The sequence below is a fragment of the Rhodococcoides fascians A44A genome (assembly GCF_000760735.1).
In the GTDB taxonomy this organism is placed as follows: Bacteria; Actinomycetota; Actinomycetes; order Mycobacteriales; family Mycobacteriaceae; genus Rhodococcoides; species Rhodococcoides fascians_E.
In genome coordinates this window covers 2,864,189-2,882,206 of sequence record NZ_JMEX01000008.1, presented here as the reverse complement: position 1 = coordinate 2,882,206, position 18,018 = coordinate 2,864,189, and the positions used below count along the sequence as shown (strand labels likewise).

At 64.0% G+C, this 18,018-nt stretch carries 27 protein-coding genes; all 27 read left to right on the top strand.

Going from position 1 to position 18,018, the window contains the following annotated elements; translation table 11 throughout:
* The first annotated feature begins 8 nt into the window (after nucleotides 1–8).
* The gene (locus BH95_RS25790; RefSeq protein ID WP_080738099.1) at nucleotides 9–245 is read left to right on the top strand and encodes a helix-turn-helix domain-containing protein; all 237 of its coding nucleotides are present in this window, start codon (nucleotides 9–11) and stop codon (nucleotides 243–245) included.
* On the top strand, nucleotides 242–463 hold the full coding sequence (locus BH95_RS25785; protein WP_037184944.1) for a hypothetical protein: 222 nt from the start codon (nucleotides 242–244) through the stop codon (nucleotides 461–463). The genes BH95_RS25790 and BH95_RS25785 overlap by 4 nt, the downstream gene beginning before the upstream one ends.
* The gene (locus BH95_RS28935; RefSeq protein ID WP_157773205.1) at nucleotides 463–630 is read left to right on the top strand and encodes a hypothetical protein; all 168 of its coding nucleotides are present in this window, start codon (nucleotides 463–465) and stop codon (nucleotides 628–630) included. The genes BH95_RS25785 and BH95_RS28935 overlap by 1 nt, the downstream gene beginning before the upstream one ends.
* Nucleotides 627–845 (top strand): hypothetical protein, encoded by a 219-nt coding sequence (locus BH95_RS25780; protein WP_037184941.1) that lies wholly within the window; start codon nucleotides 627–629, stop codon nucleotides 843–845. The genes BH95_RS28935 and BH95_RS25780 overlap by 4 nt, the downstream gene beginning before the upstream one ends.
* Entirely contained in the window at nucleotides 842–1,036 is a 195-nt protein-coding gene (locus tag BH95_RS25775) for a hypothetical protein (RefSeq protein ID WP_037184939.1), read from the top strand. Before BH95_RS25780 ends, BH95_RS25775 begins: the two co-directional genes overlap by 4 nt.
* 805 nt (nucleotides 1,037–1,841) lie before the next feature.
* On the top strand, nucleotides 1,842–2,195 hold the full coding sequence (locus BH95_RS25770; protein ID WP_037184936.1) for a hypothetical protein: 354 nt from the start codon (nucleotides 1,842–1,844) through the stop codon (nucleotides 2,193–2,195).
* On the top strand, nucleotides 2,195–2,392 hold the full coding sequence (locus BH95_RS25765; RefSeq protein ID WP_037164970.1) for a hypothetical protein: 198 nt from the start codon (nucleotides 2,195–2,197) through the stop codon (nucleotides 2,390–2,392). The genes BH95_RS25770 and BH95_RS25765 overlap by 1 nt, the downstream gene beginning before the upstream one ends.
* 10 nt (nucleotides 2,393–2,402) lie before the next feature.
* The gene (locus tag BH95_RS30035; RefSeq protein WP_371828330.1) at nucleotides 2,403–2,765 is read left to right on the top strand and encodes a WhiB family transcriptional regulator; all 363 of its coding nucleotides are present in this window, start codon (nucleotides 2,403–2,405) and stop codon (nucleotides 2,763–2,765) included.
* Entirely contained in the window at nucleotides 2,749–3,015 is a 267-nt protein-coding gene (locus tag BH95_RS25755; RefSeq protein WP_037184931.1) for an HNH endonuclease, read from the top strand. The genes BH95_RS30035 and BH95_RS25755 overlap by 17 nt, the downstream gene beginning before the upstream one ends.
* A 295-nt stretch (nucleotides 3,016–3,310) precedes the next feature.
* Nucleotides 3,311–3,565, top strand: coding sequence for a hypothetical protein (locus tag BH95_RS25750; RefSeq protein ID WP_157773201.1), 255 nt, complete (start codon nucleotides 3,311–3,313; stop codon nucleotides 3,563–3,565).
* Nucleotides 3,565–5,100 carry a terminase large subunit domain-containing protein gene (locus BH95_RS25745; RefSeq protein ID WP_037184925.1) on the top strand — a complete coding sequence of 512 codons (1,536 nt, stop codon included), beginning with the start codon at nucleotides 3,565–3,567 and terminating at the stop codon, nucleotides 5,098–5,100. Before BH95_RS25750 ends, BH95_RS25745 begins: the two co-directional genes overlap by 1 nt.
* A 47-nt stretch (nucleotides 5,101–5,147) precedes the next feature.
* On the top strand, nucleotides 5,148–6,359 hold the full coding sequence (locus BH95_RS25740; protein ID WP_037184922.1) for a phage portal protein: 1,212 nt from the start codon (nucleotides 5,148–5,150) through the stop codon (nucleotides 6,357–6,359).
* Complete coding sequence (locus BH95_RS28480) at nucleotides 6,356–8,233, top strand: HK97 family phage prohead protease (protein ID WP_080738098.1); 1,878 nt, start codon at nucleotides 6,356–6,358, stop codon at nucleotides 8,231–8,233. Before BH95_RS25740 ends, BH95_RS28480 begins: the two co-directional genes overlap by 4 nt.
* On the top strand, nucleotides 8,233–8,568 hold the full coding sequence (locus BH95_RS25730; protein ID WP_037184919.1) for a hypothetical protein: 336 nt from the start codon (nucleotides 8,233–8,235) through the stop codon (nucleotides 8,566–8,568). Before BH95_RS28480 ends, BH95_RS25730 begins: the two co-directional genes overlap by 1 nt.
* Nucleotides 8,565–8,951, top strand: a complete 387-nt coding sequence (locus BH95_RS25725) for a hypothetical protein (RefSeq protein WP_037184917.1) — start codon at nucleotides 8,565–8,567, stop codon at nucleotides 8,949–8,951. The genes BH95_RS25730 and BH95_RS25725 overlap by 4 nt, the downstream gene beginning before the upstream one ends.
* Nucleotides 8,952–8,953: 2 nt before the next feature.
* Nucleotides 8,954–9,364 carry a hypothetical protein gene (locus BH95_RS25720; protein ID WP_037184914.1) on the top strand — a complete coding sequence of 137 codons (411 nt, stop codon included), beginning with the start codon at nucleotides 8,954–8,956 and terminating at the stop codon, nucleotides 9,362–9,364.
* Between the two features lie 3 nt (nucleotides 9,365–9,367).
* Nucleotides 9,368–9,769, top strand: a complete 402-nt coding sequence (locus BH95_RS25715; RefSeq protein ID WP_037184913.1) for a hypothetical protein — start codon at nucleotides 9,368–9,370, stop codon at nucleotides 9,767–9,769.
* Nucleotides 9,766–10,059: a hypothetical protein gene (locus tag BH95_RS25710; protein ID WP_037184911.1), complete on the top strand. Its 294-nt coding sequence runs from the start codon at nucleotides 9,766–9,768 to the stop codon at nucleotides 10,057–10,059. Before BH95_RS25715 ends, BH95_RS25710 begins: the two co-directional genes overlap by 4 nt.
* A 145-nt stretch (nucleotides 10,060–10,204) precedes the next feature.
* Nucleotides 10,205–10,939 (top strand): peptidoglycan-binding protein, encoded by a 735-nt coding sequence (locus BH95_RS29290; protein ID WP_052060185.1) that lies wholly within the window; start codon nucleotides 10,205–10,207, stop codon nucleotides 10,937–10,939.
* The gene (locus tag BH95_RS29860; protein WP_275041265.1) at nucleotides 10,936–11,067 is read left to right on the top strand and encodes a hypothetical protein; all 132 of its coding nucleotides are present in this window, start codon (nucleotides 10,936–10,938) and stop codon (nucleotides 11,065–11,067) included. Before BH95_RS29290 ends, BH95_RS29860 begins: the two co-directional genes overlap by 4 nt.
* Nucleotides 11,064–11,429, top strand: a complete 366-nt coding sequence (locus BH95_RS25700) for a hypothetical protein (RefSeq protein WP_037164952.1) — start codon at nucleotides 11,064–11,066, stop codon at nucleotides 11,427–11,429. Before BH95_RS29860 ends, BH95_RS25700 begins: the two co-directional genes overlap by 4 nt.
* Nucleotides 11,429–11,839 carry a hypothetical protein gene (locus BH95_RS25695; protein ID WP_052060184.1) on the top strand — a complete coding sequence of 137 codons (411 nt, stop codon included), beginning with the start codon at nucleotides 11,429–11,431 and terminating at the stop codon, nucleotides 11,837–11,839. Before BH95_RS25700 ends, BH95_RS25695 begins: the two co-directional genes overlap by 1 nt.
* Nucleotides 11,839–12,108 (top strand): hypothetical protein, encoded by a 270-nt coding sequence (locus BH95_RS25690; protein ID WP_052060183.1) that lies wholly within the window; start codon nucleotides 11,839–11,841, stop codon nucleotides 12,106–12,108. The genes BH95_RS25695 and BH95_RS25690 overlap by 1 nt, the downstream gene beginning before the upstream one ends.
* The gene (locus BH95_RS25685; protein ID WP_037184908.1) at nucleotides 12,101–14,566 is read left to right on the top strand and encodes a hypothetical protein; all 2,466 of its coding nucleotides are present in this window, start codon (nucleotides 12,101–12,103) and stop codon (nucleotides 14,564–14,566) included. The genes BH95_RS25690 and BH95_RS25685 overlap by 8 nt, the downstream gene beginning before the upstream one ends.
* A complete protein-coding gene (locus BH95_RS25680; RefSeq protein WP_037184905.1) occupies nucleotides 14,559–16,862 on the top strand; it encodes a hypothetical protein in 2,304 nt (767 codons plus the stop codon). The genes BH95_RS25685 and BH95_RS25680 overlap by 8 nt, the downstream gene beginning before the upstream one ends.
* Nucleotides 16,862–17,518, top strand: a complete 657-nt coding sequence (locus BH95_RS29855) for a collagen-like protein (protein WP_167336920.1) — start codon at nucleotides 16,862–16,864, stop codon at nucleotides 17,516–17,518. The genes BH95_RS25680 and BH95_RS29855 overlap by 1 nt, the downstream gene beginning before the upstream one ends.
* Nucleotides 17,515–18,012 carry a hypothetical protein gene (locus BH95_RS25665; protein ID WP_037184904.1) on the top strand — a complete coding sequence of 166 codons (498 nt, stop codon included), beginning with the start codon at nucleotides 17,515–17,517 and terminating at the stop codon, nucleotides 18,010–18,012. The genes BH95_RS29855 and BH95_RS25665 overlap by 4 nt, the downstream gene beginning before the upstream one ends.
* Nucleotides 18,013–18,018: the final 6 nt, after the last annotated feature.

Sequence of the window (18,018 nt, the reverse complement as noted above, 5' to 3'; positions counted from 1 at the left end):
TTTGCGATATGTCAGAACTGAACACAGGGCAGTGCGTTCGCAGAGCGCGTGAAGCCCGTCAGATGACGCGGGTGGCCCTCGCTGAAGCGATAGGCGTTTCTGCCGACACAGTTCTTCGCCTCGAGGTTCACAACCGCCTTCCCAAGGTGCACGCGATCGCGGCCATCTCATCGGTGCTCCAAGTATCTCTTGACGAGCTGCTCGCCGACGAAGTGTCGAAGGCGGAAACGGCGGTGACGGCATGAAGCGTAATCACCCGCACGCGCCAGACACCGTGACCGTCAAGGCGGTGAATCAGGCGCTCACCGCTCTCGGTATCAATCCGATCGGCTTGTTCGCTGTCGAGATTGGCCGCGTCGAGGGCACAGTGCGCGTCGAGCGCCTCGTGACCGACTCGGAAGGCCGCTACGTAATCGAGGGCACCGAGTACGTCACCGAGTCACACACGCTGGACGTGATCTGATGGCCGGCCGCTACGTGACACCCGCGGATCGCCCTCAGTGGCCCGTGAAGAAACTTGCCGGCTGGGCCGCGCTGATCCTCACCTCGTGGGTGGTGCCGTTCGCGTGTGGCTTCGCTGCCGTGTACGTGCTCGGTCGTATGTACTTCGCCGCCGGCGGTGCACTGTGAGCGCCGCTGAGGGCTGGGCACCGATGCACAACAAACAGCGCTCGTTCCATTACTACAAGCGCAACGAGGTAGGCATCCTGTCCGCGCTATGCGGCCGGTGGATGATCGCGCCGGCCCACGAGGAATATCTGCCGCTGCAGAAGAGCGACCCCGAGAACCACGGCCCTGAGGATTGCACGAGCTGCCGTAAGAAGCTCATGGCGGCGAAAAAGTGAGTTGGCCGTTCGACTCGCAGGACCGGGACGCGATCCAGACGCTCGCGTTGACCGGACGCGAGCTGCGCACCCTCGCCGCTGCCGCTTACAACCGTGCAGAGCTGGCCTACGCCGAGAACGATGTAGTTGCTCAGGCCCACGAACTCGATCGAGCTGCCTACTGGCAGCAGGCAGCGGCCGGCTTCCCATGAAGGACTTCGGAGACCGTCTACGCCGCGTCGTGTGCGACGTGTGCGAGCGCCCATTCGATCCGAACCGGATCATCCCCAACCCGAACATTTGCCGCGACTGCCGCGCAATCGTGAACCACCTCGCAGCCCCGATGCTGCTGGACGAGGACGGTGAGGCCCCCGCCTGACCGTCCTATTTTGCTGTGCGTCGCTATCTGGTGAGTCCGACGTTAACCGACCGCTCTAGGCATGTGGACCCTTACGAAGCCGACCGGACCTAGCTGGTTGGACCTGCCCTCGACTGATCATCGAGACGTGGGTAATACCTGAAATGCCTTGCGCGCCAACAGGCCGCGAGGCTATAGGCGTTGGCGCGGACAAACGGGGTTCGGAAATTTGGGAGGTCGCTTGGGAGGTCCCCAAGCAAGGCCACAATTCCATCTTCGTTTCGGTGACCACCCACACTCATAGAGAGGACCTATCGAATGGAAAAGCTCGTTGTACGTCTCTACAGTCGGTCCCCCTCGATCGTGAGTGCGGTCCGAAAAGTCTGTGAAGAACACGAGTTTGATCTAGAGGTGAATGCAGGCCCTCGCCCTGCTTCTGCTTCGTTCGTGGTGACCACCGCCGCTCACTCCCGAGACAGTGTGGTCCTCGCCAATACCTACTGCACGCCCCTGATCCGTTGTGAGTCACTGACGCTGCCCGAGGCCGGCCTCTACTTGGCGGCTGGTGTTCGGTACGCGCGCGGACTGACTGTGTGCGGATCTGATCACATCTCGAAGCCACCCCCTGAACCGAAACAACCTGAAGGAGTGCTGTTCTGATGGAGAAGGACATAGCGACACTGTTGGACGCTGCTGCGTTCCAAGCGGCCCATATGGTCGGGCCGGCGATCGTGCTGGAGGGCGCCGGTCGTCATCTGCTCGATCGACTCGACCTGAACGACCCTCACCGATTCGCTGTCATATCGGCGGTCGGGTCGATCACGGCGGCGCGGAAGTCGTTGGAGTCAGCGGCCGAAGAGCTGCTCGCTGTCGTCGCCCAGGACGGCGCAGACATGCTCGCAGTCGAAGTGCACAACGGCGAAATCGTCAAAGCCTGCTCCACGTTCAAGCCCATGATCTACGACGACCCGGACGTATGTTTCGACTGCGGCGAGCGACAGGCAGCTCACTGATGGCCGGCGAGTTGGTTCCCGTTCTGGGTCGGTCGGATCGGTTCGTGTCGGCGTGGTTCGATCCTGCGTCGTCCATGATCCGTGTGCGGTTCGAGGACGCGGCCGGTAACGAGCTGGGCGAGGTGGGCTACATCGAGCCGACCGAGATTCCCGAGTACGTGCCGCCGGCCACCGACGAGCAGGTGACCGAACCATGAGCTTCACCGAGTGCGGTGCGGAGTGGCCCGACCCTGGCGACATCGACCACGTGTGCACGCTCGAACGAGGTCACGCCGGCCCGCATCACTGCGTGTGTGGAGAGCGCGAACAGTGAGCCGTTGCCGAGGGCGTGCTGACGAGTACGAGTATGCGAATGTGCCTGGTGGACAGTGGCGTACGAAGCGTCAGGCAGCTGAGCAGTTGTGTGCTGGCTGCCCGCTGTTGTCCTGGTGTGCGCAGCTCGCCCTCAAACAGCACGCTCTCGGCATGGTGTACGCCGGTGTGCCGATTCCCCCGGAACATAACGACCGCAACCTGACCCGTGCTCGTGAACTATTGATAGAGGTGGCCCGCTATGGCAGACAGCAGTGACCGTCGCCCACCCATCCCACCGGACATGGCTGCACGTGTCCGGTCTCGTGCTGGCTACGTGTGTCAGAAGTGCGGTAGCGATGACCGCTGCGAGATAGACCACATCGTGCCGTGGCACATGGTGAAGGTGCATGAGGAGGACAACCTCATGCTGCTGTGCCTACCGTGCAACAGGCGCAAGGGCGCGAAGTTGGAGACGGACAGCAGGCATACGTGGTTCGATCCGGACTTCTTCGGAGCCAACGCATGAGCATGCGATCGTGTGTATATCATGCATGCATGTTCATTCACGATCATGCATGGTATGGGCGCATCGTCATGCATGCACGTGCATGGATGGCGGTACTGGCCGGCCTTCGCTTTTTGCCAAGGGGGGCAATGACACCAAGGGGCTCCTCGGATTTACACCCCCCAATGGTTCAGAGGTCCAGTTCCATACCGTGGGATGAATGGGCGTTGCATATTCATGCATGGGTTCATGCATGGCGGATGAATGGTCTGCATGTTTCATGCATGGATGAGCGGAGGTCGTCGTGGGCTTTGTGGTGAACGAATCGTACGAGAACTCGATCGCGACGTTCCTGGCTGCGAACCTGTGGGTGGGTGACTCCGAGGCCCCGTATCTGGCGTCGTTGTTCCACATTGCTCGGCTCCTGGACCTGAAGGTGGCGGCGAAGCAGGCTCTGCCCGCCGGCCTGACGATGGAATTTCGGATGCTGTTCTCCGAGCTGCGCAAGTGCAAGCCCGAGGACGAGGGCGACGACGAGGATGACTTCGACAAGACCATAGCGAACATCTGATGATCGGACTGTCCGATCGGAAGATCACGCTGCCGGAAGAGTACCGCGAGGACTGGGTGGACGAGGTGCCGCCCTGGCTTCCTCGCGTCTACACGCAGCCGATCGAGAACCCGGACTACTCCGAGGGCGACAAGCTCATACGTCTGTCGGAGAAGGTGTTCAGGTTTGCGGCCGGCGACGAGCTGCGTCTGGACACGTGGCAGAAGTGGCTGATCCGCGAGATTCTACAGAAGTACCCCGAGGACTATCACGACCAGTCCCTCGCCGGCCAGCTCGTGTACAAGCAAGTCGTCGTGAGCATGGGCCGGCAGAACGGCAAGACCGTGCTCGGTGCTGTCATGGCGCTCTACGGCCTGGTGCTCATGGTGCCCCGAGCGCCCGAGGTCATCTCCATCGCGGCGTACGTCGAGCAGGCGAAGAACCTCTACGCCAAGGTGCGCTACTGCGTCGACAACGTTCCGCTGCTGACCAAACGGTTCAAGACCACGGACCGGAACGGCATCAAGTCGAAGAACCTCAAGAAGCCGGCCTCGTACGTCGTGAAAGCGGCCGGCGACGGCGACGGCCTCCAGGGTTTCTCCGGCTGCCTGATGCTGCTCGATGAGCTGCACCTGCTCAAAGCTGCGGCGTGGTTCGCCCTCGTACTCGGCGCATCGGCGCAGGTCAAGGCCCTGGTGGCAGGGTTCACCACCGCCGGCGACGACAATTCCGAGCTGCTCAAGCTGCTCTACCGAATCGGCCGCTCCGCTGCTGCGAAGGAAGAGGGCCACGACCCGCGATTCGGATTCTTCCTGTGGGAGGCCGATCCGGCGCTCGAACTGTACGCACCCGAGGCGCTGATCCAGGCCAACCCCGCGATCGCATCGGGCCGTCTCCGGCTCGAAGACGAGTTGCGTACCGGCCGGAACATGCTCGAATCGGAGTACCGGCGCTACCGGCGCAACGAGTTCGTGTCCGTGGAGAACATCTGGATGGCAATGCCGTCGTGGCTCAACGCCGCGTTCGGTCCGATGCCCAAGGCCGCGCGCAGTCAACCGCTGATCATCTCGTTCGCCCGGTCCAGGCGGTCGTGGGATTACGTGTCGATCGTCGCATCGACCAAGTACAACGACGTGGTGTACACGCAGCTCATCGCCACAATCACGTTCGGTAACGATGATCTGCTGTTGAAAAAGCTTGTGGCACTTGCCAAGAAAGTTCGAGTAGAGAAGTTCGTCACGGACGCCGAGACGATGAAACCGACTGTCCTGGCGCTCGATGCGAAACACTACAAGGCGGAGTATCTGACGCGGGCGAACATCGCGAACGCGACGGTGACGGCTCACTCGATGTTCAAAGATGGCCGCGCTCGGCATGCCGGTCAGAAGGGTCTCCAAGATCAACTCACCAAGACTGTCGCGGTGAACGCCGGCAACGGTGTCGTCATTTCGTTGGACAAATCGCTGGGCGATATCGACGCGATCTACGCGACCGTGATGGGCGTGTTCATGGCCGAACAGCAACAACCGTTCACCCTTCCCATCAGGCGATTCTGAAAAGTTCTACAGGAGAATCACACCGATGGGATTAGCGTCTCCCACCAATGAACGCAATCAGCAGGTACTTCGGATTCGGACGGGACGTGGAGACACGCTCCGGATCGGTCGATTCCGCCGGCGGCGATTCACCGCTACCCGGCGTAATGCCTCCTCCCCGAACGGATTCCGTCGCATACGTCACATGGCGAGAAGCGCTGAAGGTGTCGGCGTTCTCGCGGTCGATGGACCAAACCAACACGATGATGTCCTCCATGCCGCCCACGGTCCGCGACATCACCAAGGCCCTCCTCGATCCCACCGAGCGCAACTACCCGGTGATCGTCAACAAGCCAAACCTCGACATGGACTACGAAGAATTCGTGCAGTCGTCGGTCAACGATCTGTTCCTGCACGGCGAGTTCTTCTGGCTCCGCGTCGGTGATCCGCAAACGGTCAACCTCATTCCGACCTCGCCGGAAGAGATGACCGTCGTCCGCGATCGCCTGCCCGATGGCACCTGGGGCCGGCCGCGCTACGGCCACAACGGCCGCTTCATTCCGAACGCCCGCGTGATCCACAAAAAGCACACCGCGATCACCGGCGAGCCTCGCGGCATCGGACCCCGCCAACTGGCGCAGACCGAGCTGCGCGCCGCGCTCACGCTCGCAGAGTTTCAGCGCGAGTGGTTCGACTCCGGTATCCCGTCCGGCACCCTCAACACCGACATGCACCTGAACTCCGAGGACCAGGACGAGCTACAGGAACGGTGGAACGACTTCCTCCGCTCGCACCGCGGACAAAACGTCATCCTGTCGTCTGGACTGAAATACGAAGCGCTGCAACTCAAACCAGCCGACGCACAAATGATCGAAGTGCAGGATGCCATCGACCGGAAGATTGTCCGCATCTGCGGCACGCCGGCGTTCGACCTCCTCGTTCCCGGCGGCACCGAGAGTCGGACATATCAGAACCTCGAACAGTCGACGCTCCAGTACCTCGTCGCCACGCTGGCGAAGTACATGAACGCATTCGAGCGCGGCCTGTCCGACTCGATCGGCAGCGGACTCAAGGTCGAGCTGGACGAGACCGGCCTGCTGCGCATGGACAGCAAGACCCGCGCCGAGGTCGACACCGCGAACATCAACAACGGCACCCGGACCGTCAACGAGCTACGCGCCCGCGACGGACTCAAGCCGTTGCCCGGTGGCGACGAGAAGCCGGCCCCGAAACAGGTCGCATCCGAGCGCCTCGATCAACCGAAGGAAATCGAAGCATGAGCTACCACCCCTCCACTCAGCATCTGCTCGATCTGTTCGAGCACGCACACCTACCTGCACATCTCCAGGCTGTATCCGCGCCACTGTCCGTGCTGGCCTACCAGATGGCCAACACAGTCGGTTCGGGGGCGGAGTTGACGACCGGCCTCCGCAAACTGCTGGAGGCGAAGGACTGCTTCGTCCGTCAGGCCGTGATCGACGCCCGGTCGATCGAGACGCGTACCGCTGCCGTCGACACCGAGGTGGAAGTGCGTACCGCGCCGATCGTCGGCGTGGACGAGCAGACGCGCATGATCACCGGTATCGCGGTGCCGTGGGATACGCCGGCCACAGTCCGCACGTCCGCCGGCGAGTACCTCGAGCAGTTCGCTCGCGGCTCGATCGCGGACGGTGAGCTGGTGTCCGTCCACGTCAACCACGGCGGTATCAAACGCGGCGATCTTCCGATCGGCGCGCTGGTGTCCAGTCGCTCCACCGATCCCGGCCAGCTCGTGGAGTGCCGGATCGCGAACACCGCTCGCGGCGACGAAGTTCTCGAACTCGCTCGTGACGGCGTTCTGAAGTTCTTCTCGGTCGGCTTCCGGCCCACCGAGCACGAGGTCCGCGACGGCGTGGTCGTCCGAACCAAGGTCGCACTGGTCGAGGTGTCGATCTGCGAAAACCCCGTCTACAAGGGCGCGGTCATCGAAAGCGTGAGAAGCGCTGCAACAGAACAGGAAACAGAAATGACCGAAGAGGAAATCCGCGCGCTGATCGAGGGCCACCCCGAAGTTGCGCAGCTCCGCACCGACAACGCCGAGATGGTCCGCCGGATCGGAGTACTCGAAGCCGGCGGCGCGCAGCAGCAGGGCCGGCGCGAGTGGAAGACCCGCTCCGGTGGCGAACTGCTCAAGGCGATGCTGCGCGGTGACGCCGACGCGGTGGAGGAGATTCGCGAAGCGCTCCAGGACATCGGCATGGACCGCGCCGAGACCCGCGCCTACGAGGGTCAGACCCTCGCAGAGAACGGCCTCGACCGCCCGGTGTGGCTCGACAAGCAACTGCGCCTGGTCAACCGCCGCCGGCCGCTGACGACCCTGTTCTCCCGCGAACCGCTCCCCTCCGAGGGCTCGACGTTCGAGTACCCAGTGATCGAGTCGGAGACCGGCACTGTCGAGGTCCAGGCTGCGGAAGGCGACGACCTCGCGTTCATGCAGCTGAAGGTCGGCACCGCCGGCGGCAGCATCCGCACGGTCGGTGGCTACACCAGCCTGTCGCGCCAGCAGATCGAGCGAAACTCCGTCCGCTTCCTCGACGCGACCATGCGCTACATGGACATTCAGTACGCCGAGGCGTTCGAACTGTACGTCCGCGGGCACCTGCTCGCCCTGCCCACCACGGCCGGTGACGTGTCCAAGCGCGCCAACCTCATCGCACTGGCCGGCCCGAAGCCCGACAGTGCACCCGAGTGGATCTCGGTCGTCATCGACGCAAAGGCCATGATCGAGGACGAGTCCAAGGGACTGCTGCCCGACTTCATCGTCATGTCGCGTGACGTGTTCAAGGGCATTGCCCTGATCGAGGACTCGACCGGCCGGCCGATCTTCGACGTGTCCGGCGACGGGCAGAACACCTGGGGCACCATGGACCTCAGCTCCGTCGAGCTCGGCGGCAGCATCTCCCGGCTGCCGTTCGTCGTCGTGCCGCGTCTGCCGGCGAACAGCTTCTACGTCGCCAGCCGCGAGGGCATCACGTCGATGGAATCCTCCGGTGCACCGTTCCGCCTCCAGGACGAGAACATCGTCAACCTGACCAAGGACTTCTCGCTGTACGGCTACCAGGGCATCTACAGTGAGCAGCCCAAGGGCATCACCAAGGTCACCTGGACTGTCTGATGACCGCACCCGACGACGCGGCTGGCTCGACGGTTCCGACCGTCGAGCAGTTCCGCAAGTTCGTCGGCGCTACCGAGAGCGACGACGAGAATCTGCAGCTCGACCTGGACAGTGCTGTCGAGCTGGTGGACGACTTCTGTCGGAACCCGTGGCGCGAGATTCCGCCGGCGACACGCAGGCGGTGGTACCTCCTCGTCGGCGCTGAGCTGTTCGACGTGACGTCGGGTCCGAGCACCAGCACCGACCCGTTCGGGAACTCGCGCCAGACCCGCTCGTCCCGCGACCCGCTGCACGTCATCATGCGGCAGGCGCGCCGGTACGTGAGTTTCATATGAACATCACGCAGGCAGGCGCGGAGGTCGTCACCGCACTGGAAGGTGCCGGCATCCGCGTCCAGGGATGGGAGAACAAGCAAGTCGTCGGCCCGGTCGCCATCCTCGTGCCGGCCGAGCCGTTCCTCGACACGGACGGCGAGACCACCTTCGATGAGCCGTTCGTCGTGCACTACGTCGTGCAGCTCATCGCGGCCCGAGGCACCGGCGAGGTTGTCCGGTCCCATCTGGAGACCATGATCGGCGGCGCTGTCCTCGCGCTCCGCAACATCAACATGACGGTCGATGAGGTCCAGTACCCGCTCATCGGCACCGAGGACGAAAAACTCACCATCGGCGCACAGGTCGTGGTGTCCGCAGCAATCAATCTGAAAGAGGATGTGTAGCAATGCCATTCAAAGGAACCAAAGGTGAGAACCTCAAGATCACCATCGACGGTGAGGAGTACAACAGCTACCTGCACCAGGTCCGCGCAGAGCCGGACGACGGCGAGGACGGCGACTTCATCACCTTCGCGAACGCCTCGACCGGCGACACGTCGCAGTGGTTCCTGCGCGGCACCATGTACGACGACTATGCCGCCGACAGCCTGTGGACGATGGCATGGCTGAACTCCGGCCAGGTGGTGCCGTTCCTCATCAAGCCCTACGGCAACGCGGTCGCTACCGAGGCGCAGCCGCACTTTGGTGGTGACGTCAAGATCACTCGCAAGCCCGGTGTCGGCGGCGAGGCGGCCGAGGCGCACGAGACCGAAATCGAGTGGGAAATCGAGGGCGTGCCCGAGCGGATCACGGCGTAGTCGATGGCCGGCCTCAGGATCGACGTCAAGCTCGACGGCAGGGACGAGATAGTCGCGAAGCTCACCACGTTCGCAAAGACCTCCCGTCAACTCAAGCCGGCATTCCAGCAGATCACCAGTCGTGCACTGGTGACCGGCCGGTTCCAAGCCCCGAGGTACAGCGGCAAGACCCGCGCCTCGCTCAAGGGCAAGGCGTCGAACCTGAGGTCGCACCTGAGCGCCGGCGGCGCGGCGCGCAAGAGCCACGGTGGCGGCATCTACGTGGCGATGAACCACGCCGGCACCCGATGGGACGGCCAAGCACCGAACCCGTGGCTGTACCGAACACTCAACGCCAACAGGACATTCGCCGTGCAGCGCGTGCGGCGCGAACTGATCAAGAAAAAGGACGAGGCAGGACTATGACCGAGAAGAAGAGCGGACTCGCAGACGCGATCGACAACCTGACCGGGCTCCAGGTGAAGCGCGTGCAGTCGCTCACCGGCTCGCAGATCCACGACGGCAAGGACTACTACGCGACCCTGTTCGCGGTCGAGTACGTGCGCAAGCTCCCGGCCGACGACGTGCGCAAGTGGGGCGCGGCCCAGAAGTCCGGCTTCGACAAGTTCCTCGAGGAAACCACGACCAAGCAGGTAGCCGACTCGCTCAGCCTCGACAGCGAGGACAGCGACCCAAAAGACAAGCCCGCGAACTAGCCGACCACGAGGCCGAACGGCTGGCCGAGTTCTGCATGCTGACCGGCCAGCCGCCCTCCGTCTACTACGAGCTGACGGTGCGCGAGGTCAACGCGTTCGTCGCAGTCGCCAACAAACGAGCAGTGAGAAGCAGGAGAAGGAAGTCATGACTGTCACCACCGAGAACGGATGGGCGCAGATCGGCAACCCGACCCGCCGCGCCATCGCCGGGACAAACATCGTCCTACCGCTGCACCCGCACGATGCAGGGTTCGTGCTCGCCAGCTTCGCCGCGATGTACAACCGCGATATCGAACCGCTGTCCGGCGGTGCATCCGACGAGGGCGGCTGGACCCCGACGAACAGCGTGTGGAACTCGAATCACCTGTCAGGCACAGCAATCGATCTGAACTGGAACAAGTACCCGTTCCGTAAGCACACGATGCCGCAGGAGCGCGTTCAGCGGGTGAAGCAACTCCAAGCCGGGTTCCGCGGCCTGATCGACTGGGGACGCGACTGCTGGGGCGGCAACCCGGTGGACGAGATGCATTACCAGGTCGCCAAGGGCAAGCCGGTGCAGGCCTACGTCGACTTCGCCCACGAGCTGCGCGCCGGCCTGTTCGGGCTGTACGGCGGCACAGCGCCCACGCCCGCCCCCGTCGTCGTGCCCAACCCCGGCGTCGGTGGCGGCTCCACGTTGCTGATGCGCGGCTCACGCGGTGACGCAGTGCGCCGGCTCCAGGAGCGCCTGAACCGCGACTACCCGCGCTACTCACGGCTCGTGGTCGACGGCGACTACGGTCCGGCGACCGAGGCCGTGGTGCGCGAGTTCCAACAGCGCGCCGGCCTCCTAGTCGACGGCATCGCAGGACCGGCCACTCTCGGCAAGCTCGGCCTATGAGGTACGGCGTGCAGACCCTCGCCACGGCGGTGGTGCTCGGAGTCGTCGCCGGCATCACCGCCGCGACGAGCTACCTCCTTCGGACCGAGCTGCCGTCCGAAACCCAACTGATGGAAGAGAAGTCATGACCGGACCCCTGGACCTCGTGCGCGCGGAAATCATGAAGCGCGTCGGTCCCGAGATCGACGCTCGATTCGAGCAGCTCATCCCGATCTTCACCAAAGCGCTCAACCGCAACCAGCCTCTCGAAGAGGTCGACGTGCCGCCGGCGACCGAGCCGGTGCAGCCTGCCACCGCCGCCAAGCGCACTGCCGTGCAGGGCGTCGTCACACTGGTGCTCGCCGGAGTGTTCGGATTCGCGGCCGACACGTTCAGCGGTGGCGACTTCGATCTGCTCGACTACAGCGACTGGAAAGGACTCGCATCCGGTGCCGGAGTCGCGGCCATCATGACCTTGCTCGCGTTCGGGCAGCGCAAGATCGGGCGCTGATGAACGAACGTGCGGTCCTCGCGGCAGCGCAAGCCCTCTCGGTAGTACTCGCCACCGCCTCCATCGTCGTCGGTGCGCTGTACGCCGGCCCCGAGCACTTCGTCCGCCGGCCACTACCTCCAGGGCAAGAGACACTCGTCGTCCTCGTGGAGTCGGCATTCCCCGTGTGGCCGTTCCTGTTCGGCGTCACCGGTGTAATAGCGCTCGTCTGCGCGCTGATGCGCCGCGAGGTCATCATCGGCCACGGCCTCGTCGTGGCGTCCTGGGCGTTCTGGGGACTGTGCCTGATCATCGCTCCACTGCGCAGCGTTCCCCCTACCCCCATCCTCGTTGGCGTCATCGCGATCGTTCTCGGCGTCGGCGCGAACGTCTGTGCGGCCATCTTGTGGGCCGCACTCGGAGTGAAGTAATGGACACGGCGGCGATCATCGCCGCGACCATCGGCGCGATCGCCACCGCAGTCGCCACTGTCGTCAGTGTCCGCGCCAAAGTGCAGACCGAAAACGTTGTCGCACTGGTGAAGTCGAACGCAACCCTGAACCGTCAGGTCGCTCGGCTGGATGAGTGGAAGATATCCGCCCGCTACTACATCGCACGCCTACGCGGGCAGGTTGCAGACCTGGGCGAGGAACCGCTGCCACTGCCGGCCGTACTGAGAGAGGACCTGGGCGATGGCTAACAAGAACACCGTCGACATCTATTTCGACGGCCACGAGAACGGTCTGCGCACCGCGATACAGAAGGTCAAGGCTGACCTCCAATCGCTCCGCAACGAGCGCATCAGCGTCAAGGTCGACACCGACACCGGCGAACTCTCCCGTCTACGCCGAGAGCTGGACGCACTCCGCGACCGGACCGTCACCGTCGATGTCGAGCTGCGCAATGCCGGCGCGCTAGCAGAGCTGGCCGCGTTCGACGCTGCACGCGGCAACGCCACCGTGTCGCTCGACCTCGATACCGGTGCGGCCGCTGCCGAGCTGGCCGCGTTCATCGCTGCCGTCCCCCGGTCGGTAACCATCAACCTCGACGTGGACACCGCCGGCGCGGCCGCTGAGTTGGCCGCATTCCGCCTCGCGCTGCTCGCCCTGAACAACGACACCATCAATCTCGGCAGCAGCGCCAGCAGCGCAGCGCGAGGTGTGGGTGCGCTGGGCGCAGCCGGTGGCGGTCTGCTGAAGTCGGCGCCCGGTATAGCCGCTCTCAGTGTCGCGCTCGCCCCGCTTATCTCCGGCGCGGCCGGCGCCTCGGTCTACGCGGTCGCGGCCGGCCTCGGCGCGGTCACTGCCGCCGCCGGCGCACTGTCGGTCGGCTTCGGTGGCGCGCTCGCCGCTATCCCCATCGCATCCGCTGCCACCTCGCAGAAAGTGGTCGATCACTTCACGTTCATGAAGAACGACGTGATCGAGACCATGAAGGAAATCTCGGCACCGGTGCAGGAGCCGCTGGTCAATCTCGCCACGGCGGTCGGTGCCGCCTTCCATCAAATCCGGCCAAGCCTCGACGTGGTGACGGCCGGCGCTGCCCGCCTCGTGAATGAGCTGTCCGGGAAAATGCCGGCGATCGCTGCCCAGATCGGCCCCGCGATGGAACAGGCGTTCGGTGCCGCCGAGCCGCACATCAAGAACCTGATCAGTAATATCCCGTCCTACATTCAGGCCATCGGCAACTTCGCCGGCAAGCTCGGTGACCCCGCCATTGTCCAAGGCGCACAACGGGTTTTCGGAATGATCCCCGGAATCATCGACGGTGCCGGCGACTCGCTCGTCTCGATGGCCAACGGCTTCCAGAACGTCATGAGCTACCTGGACTCTGGCGCGCTCGACGGCTTCACCACCGGCGTCGGCGCACTGTTCGACGAACTCGGTAGCACCGACTGGTCGGGCACGATCGATGGCATCTCGAACATGGCGAACAGCTTCGGTGAACTCGCCGGCAGCATCGACGGCGACTCGATATCTGGAGCAATCGAGGGCATCACCAGCGACATCACCAAGTTCACCAACGCGGCCAAAGACGTCGGGACAGCGGCGTCGGCGTTCGGAGACTTTCTCCAGGGCGTCGGTGACAGTGCGGTCAACTTCGGAGAAGTGTCCGGGCTGAACAGCTTCGGCGACCAGATCAATGCCGCGCTGGACAAGATCGGCCTAATCAACTGGAAAGGCCCGAAGGTCCAGGCCAACCCGGACCTGACCTCCGTCACGCCGATGATGGACCAAGTTCTCGCCGCGCTCGGTCAAGGCCCACCGGTGCCACTGCCGCCGGTCGAGCAGCCCGTGATCCCGGTGTTCGATGACCTGGGGCTAGCGCCGGCCATCCCTCCGGTGGAAGTGCCGCTGGAGCCCGGACCGATGCCACCGCCGCCACCGCCGATCGAGCCGGTGAAGATCGAGACGCAGGCCGAGCTGACCAACCTCGCGCAGCCCGAAATTCCACCGCTGAAGGTGCCGGTGGAGTACGACACCACTGGTATCGGAACGCTCACGATCGACGCACCCGAGCCGATCAAGGTGCCGGTGGAAATCCTCCCGCCGCCACCGCCGGACATGTCCGCGTTCAATGTCGATCTGACCGCGCAGGGTGCAGCGGCCGGCGCGACGTTCGCGGCTGGCCTCGCAGGGTCGGCCGGCGTGGTCGCCGGCGCAGCTGCGTCGATGGCCGCAGCCGCGCAGAACGTCTCGGTCGACCTCTCCGGGCAGGGCGCTGCCGCCGGCGCATCGTTCGCGGCCGGCATCCGATCGCAGGCCGGTGCGGTCGCTGCCGCTGCCGCCGAACTCGGCCGCATCGCCGCCGCGAACAAAGGACATTACAAGGGACGCAAAGGAATTGCCGCTGACCGGATCATGCTCATTCCCCACGGGCAGGCGATGGTCAAGGGCTTCATCGGCGGCATGCAGTCCCAGAAGTCCGATCTGATCAACGCTGCGCAAGGACTCGCCCGCGATGTGTACACCGCGTTCGATGACGACCTGGTGCCGAACATCGGACTGTCCGGCGGCATGGACATCCGGCAGAAGGTCGTCGTTCAGGTGGAGGCCGGCCTGATGGCCGACCCGATCAAGATCGGCCGCGAGGTCAAGGACGTGTTGAACGCGTACGGCAAGGAAGTCGGCTCATCGAGCCAGGTGATCAATGTCTAGGTTCATCGACCGATCGATGGTCGAGCTACAGGTCGAGCAGTCCCGCGACGATGTGTGGGTACCCGAGGGAGTCGCGCTGCCGCAGCGCACGTACGAACCCGGCGGCATCGTCTACGACTGCACCCGAGGCATGGCATTTCACAGCGAGACCACGACCCGAATCCAATCCGACAGAACTGCTAGAACTTTCAAATCGACTCGCACCAACTGGGTGATCAGTGTCAACGGCAGCGGCACAGCACAGAAGGCGGTAGACATAGGCCCAGTGCTCGCCCACTCAAGAATGGCCATCCCCGTCGCGGAAGGCATGCAGGTGAACTGGTCGGGTCGGATCAGGATTCGGCGCACCGGCTACAACCCCGACGACGAAGACGGCAATCAGACCAACATCAACGTGCGCGTCGTGCTGTGGGGCACAAAAGAAGTCACCGACGAGTACGGCGTCGAGTCCACGAACAAGGTCGAGCTACTCGCCTACCAGACCCAGATGCAGCAATGGGTCTACGCCTCCCCCCAGAACAACTACATCGCACTGACACTGCCGACTGTCAGCGACGTGGCCGTCCCCCCGAACGTGGACCGACTGCACCTGACCGTCACCATGCACGCATCCACGACCGGGAACCCCTTCAAGGCGCAGTACCGCTCGTTCTACTGGGGCGCTCTCGACACCGATTTCTTCGCGGTGTACACAGCCAACCCGCTGACCGTGTACGTGAAGAAGCCGAGCATCGTCAACTTCACCCAAGACAATGCGCTCAGTCGGACCGGGACTGTTTTCCGCAACCGAACAACGTTCACCAACGTGCCGGCCGATGCCGAGCTCGTGCTGTGCGCAGATGTGGGCGCGTCCGGCAGCGTGACGGTGCAGGCGTGGGATGGAGCAACTCTGCTCGCCAATGTCGTCGTGCCCGCCGGTGCTCGCGTGGTCACCCCGCTAGCGCCGGCCGGCGGTGTCGTCACACTCACCTCGACGGGCAACTACGGTGTCGAACGGCTTACTGCCCGTGAGCATTCCACCGTCACGATCGAGCAGACACCGGCCCGTCGCTACAACTATGTGAACGTGATCGATGACGTCAACAAGATCACGACCGAGAGCATCGAAGCCGACCTCGCAATCGCGACAATCCGCTTCGTCTCGAACACCATCAGCTCGCAGCTCACCGCCGGGAAGCGCATTCGGTTGGTAGCTAAACACGCTGCCGGTTTCACGACGGTCTACACCGGAACGATCAGGCATCGCCGGATCGTTCACTCGTTCAATCGCAAGGATCAGGTCGAGCTGACCGTCCACACTGCACATGGCGTTGTCACCCAGTCGGACTGCCCAGTCGCATACGACCGATTACACGAGTACGCACCGCTTCTCGCCGCCACCGGCGCACAGGTCGCGATCGATGGCGTCGACTACACCGGGATCGCCGGCCCCCTCCCGGACGGCTGGGACTACTTCCCGTCGTACTCCAAGTCAGGTATGACGATGGGCGACTCCCTGATGATGGTCCGAAACACACGCAAGGCGTTCCTGTTCGTTGATCGGCACAACCGACTGCAGCTCTCGTCCTCGCTATCGGACACACCCACACTCGACCTGTCGGACATGCCCGGCCAAGCGGACATGAGCTACACCCTCGAAATCGAGTCAGGTTCGGACACCGTGAATCTCGTGAACGCGGTCGCAGTGACCGAGCACTACCTCGACCGCGAAGACTTCCTGGAGCGTCAGACAGACGGCGAGGACCCGCCGATCATGGCGCTCACGGACATCGCAGCCAAGACACGCACGATCGAATACAGACGGCAGTCCTCGATCGAGGTGTACGGACTGCAGAAGCGATCGTTCGACGTGGTGCGCGGCACGGGTAGCTGGGAAGACCTGATAGCAGATCGCTACGGCACCACGTTCCAAGCGTGGGCGTCCGCGATCCTGGACGAGCACGGCGAAGATGTGCAGTCGGTCAATAAGATTCGGCTCACCGTCACCGAGGACCGTCACATTCAGCTCGTGTCCAAACTGCAGGCGCTCGACGGCATTGTGGTCCGATTCCGCGGGCAAGCTGCCGTCCGGCGCATCCGTCGCCTCGAGCACACGATCAAGCCCAACAAGTGGACTGTCGATATCCGCTTCGACCCCACTGCCGAGCAGTCGCACTGGGTGCCAGCCACGGCGGTGCCGGTGCTGCCGCTGGGCGATGTCGATGCTGGCACACTCGCACGGCCGGCGACAACGATCATCGACGGCGGTCACCCCGCCGACACCGTTACTTCGATCCTCGATGGAGGCACCCTCTGATGGCCGTACGTTCCCGCATTCAACAGCTCCGCGCCACAGCCGCCGAATGGACCGCACAGAACCCTGTTCTCAAGGCCGGCGAACTTGGTGTGGAAACCGACACCGGCTACATGAAAGTCGGCAACGGCGTCCAGACGTGGACGCAGCGCCCTTACCAAGCAGGACCCAAGGGTGACACCGGCGCGACCGGACCCGCAGGACCCACCGGCGCGAAGGGAAACACCGGCGAGGTAGGGCCGACAGGACCCACCGGCCCGACCGGACCCCAGGGCACCGGCCTGCAACTCAAGGGGCAGGTGGCTACGTACGCAGCGCTCCCGACCACAGGCCTCGCAGCCGGTGACGGGTACATGGTTACTGCTGATGGCAAGGTCTACATCTGGTCCGGGACCGCGTGGCCGGCGAACGGCAACGGCGTCCAGCTCCAGGGCGTGGCCGGCCCCCAAGGTCCCGTCGGCGCGACCGGTCCCGCTGGCGCGAAGGGTGACACCGGTGCCACTGGCGCGAAGGGTGACACCGGTGCAACTGGTCCCGCCGGACCCACGATCGCTGCCGGCGCGACGACGAAGGTCTGGTCGGGTACCGAAGCGATGTACACCGCGCTCACTGCCGCAGAGAAGAACGCGGTCGGGTTCATTGCGGTGATCGTCCCGTGACGGTCCGGCTCGCCGGGGCTGCCATCAAGCGCATCGTCGCTGGCGTCGGCGGCTCGACCGTCGCAGTCAAGCGCGTCATGGTCGGCACTGGAAACGCCGCTGTGCAAGCGTGGTCCGCTATCTCAAACATGGGCATGGACAAGGCCGGCAACTTCGGCGGTGGCTCGGCAGCCGGCTACATCACCGGCTGGACAGCGCGGTCGGGCTCGACCGTCACGGCCGACACGTACCTGGTGAGCGACGGAGCCGGCAGCAAGACCGCCCACTGGAAAGTGCAGCTCACGTCCGGCGCGGCCAGCGGTGGCCAGACGTACCAACTGCACCAGAACGGTGTCGCCATCGCCACCGTCAATATCCCGACGCTCGACACGACGACCACATTCGCAGACGTGCCGATCACCCTGAACGCCGGCGACCAGCTCGCGATCTACAAGTCATCGACCGGCACAACCCGCACAGTCGGTGCCACCAACACCTACCTGTACTGGGACTAGCGTGCC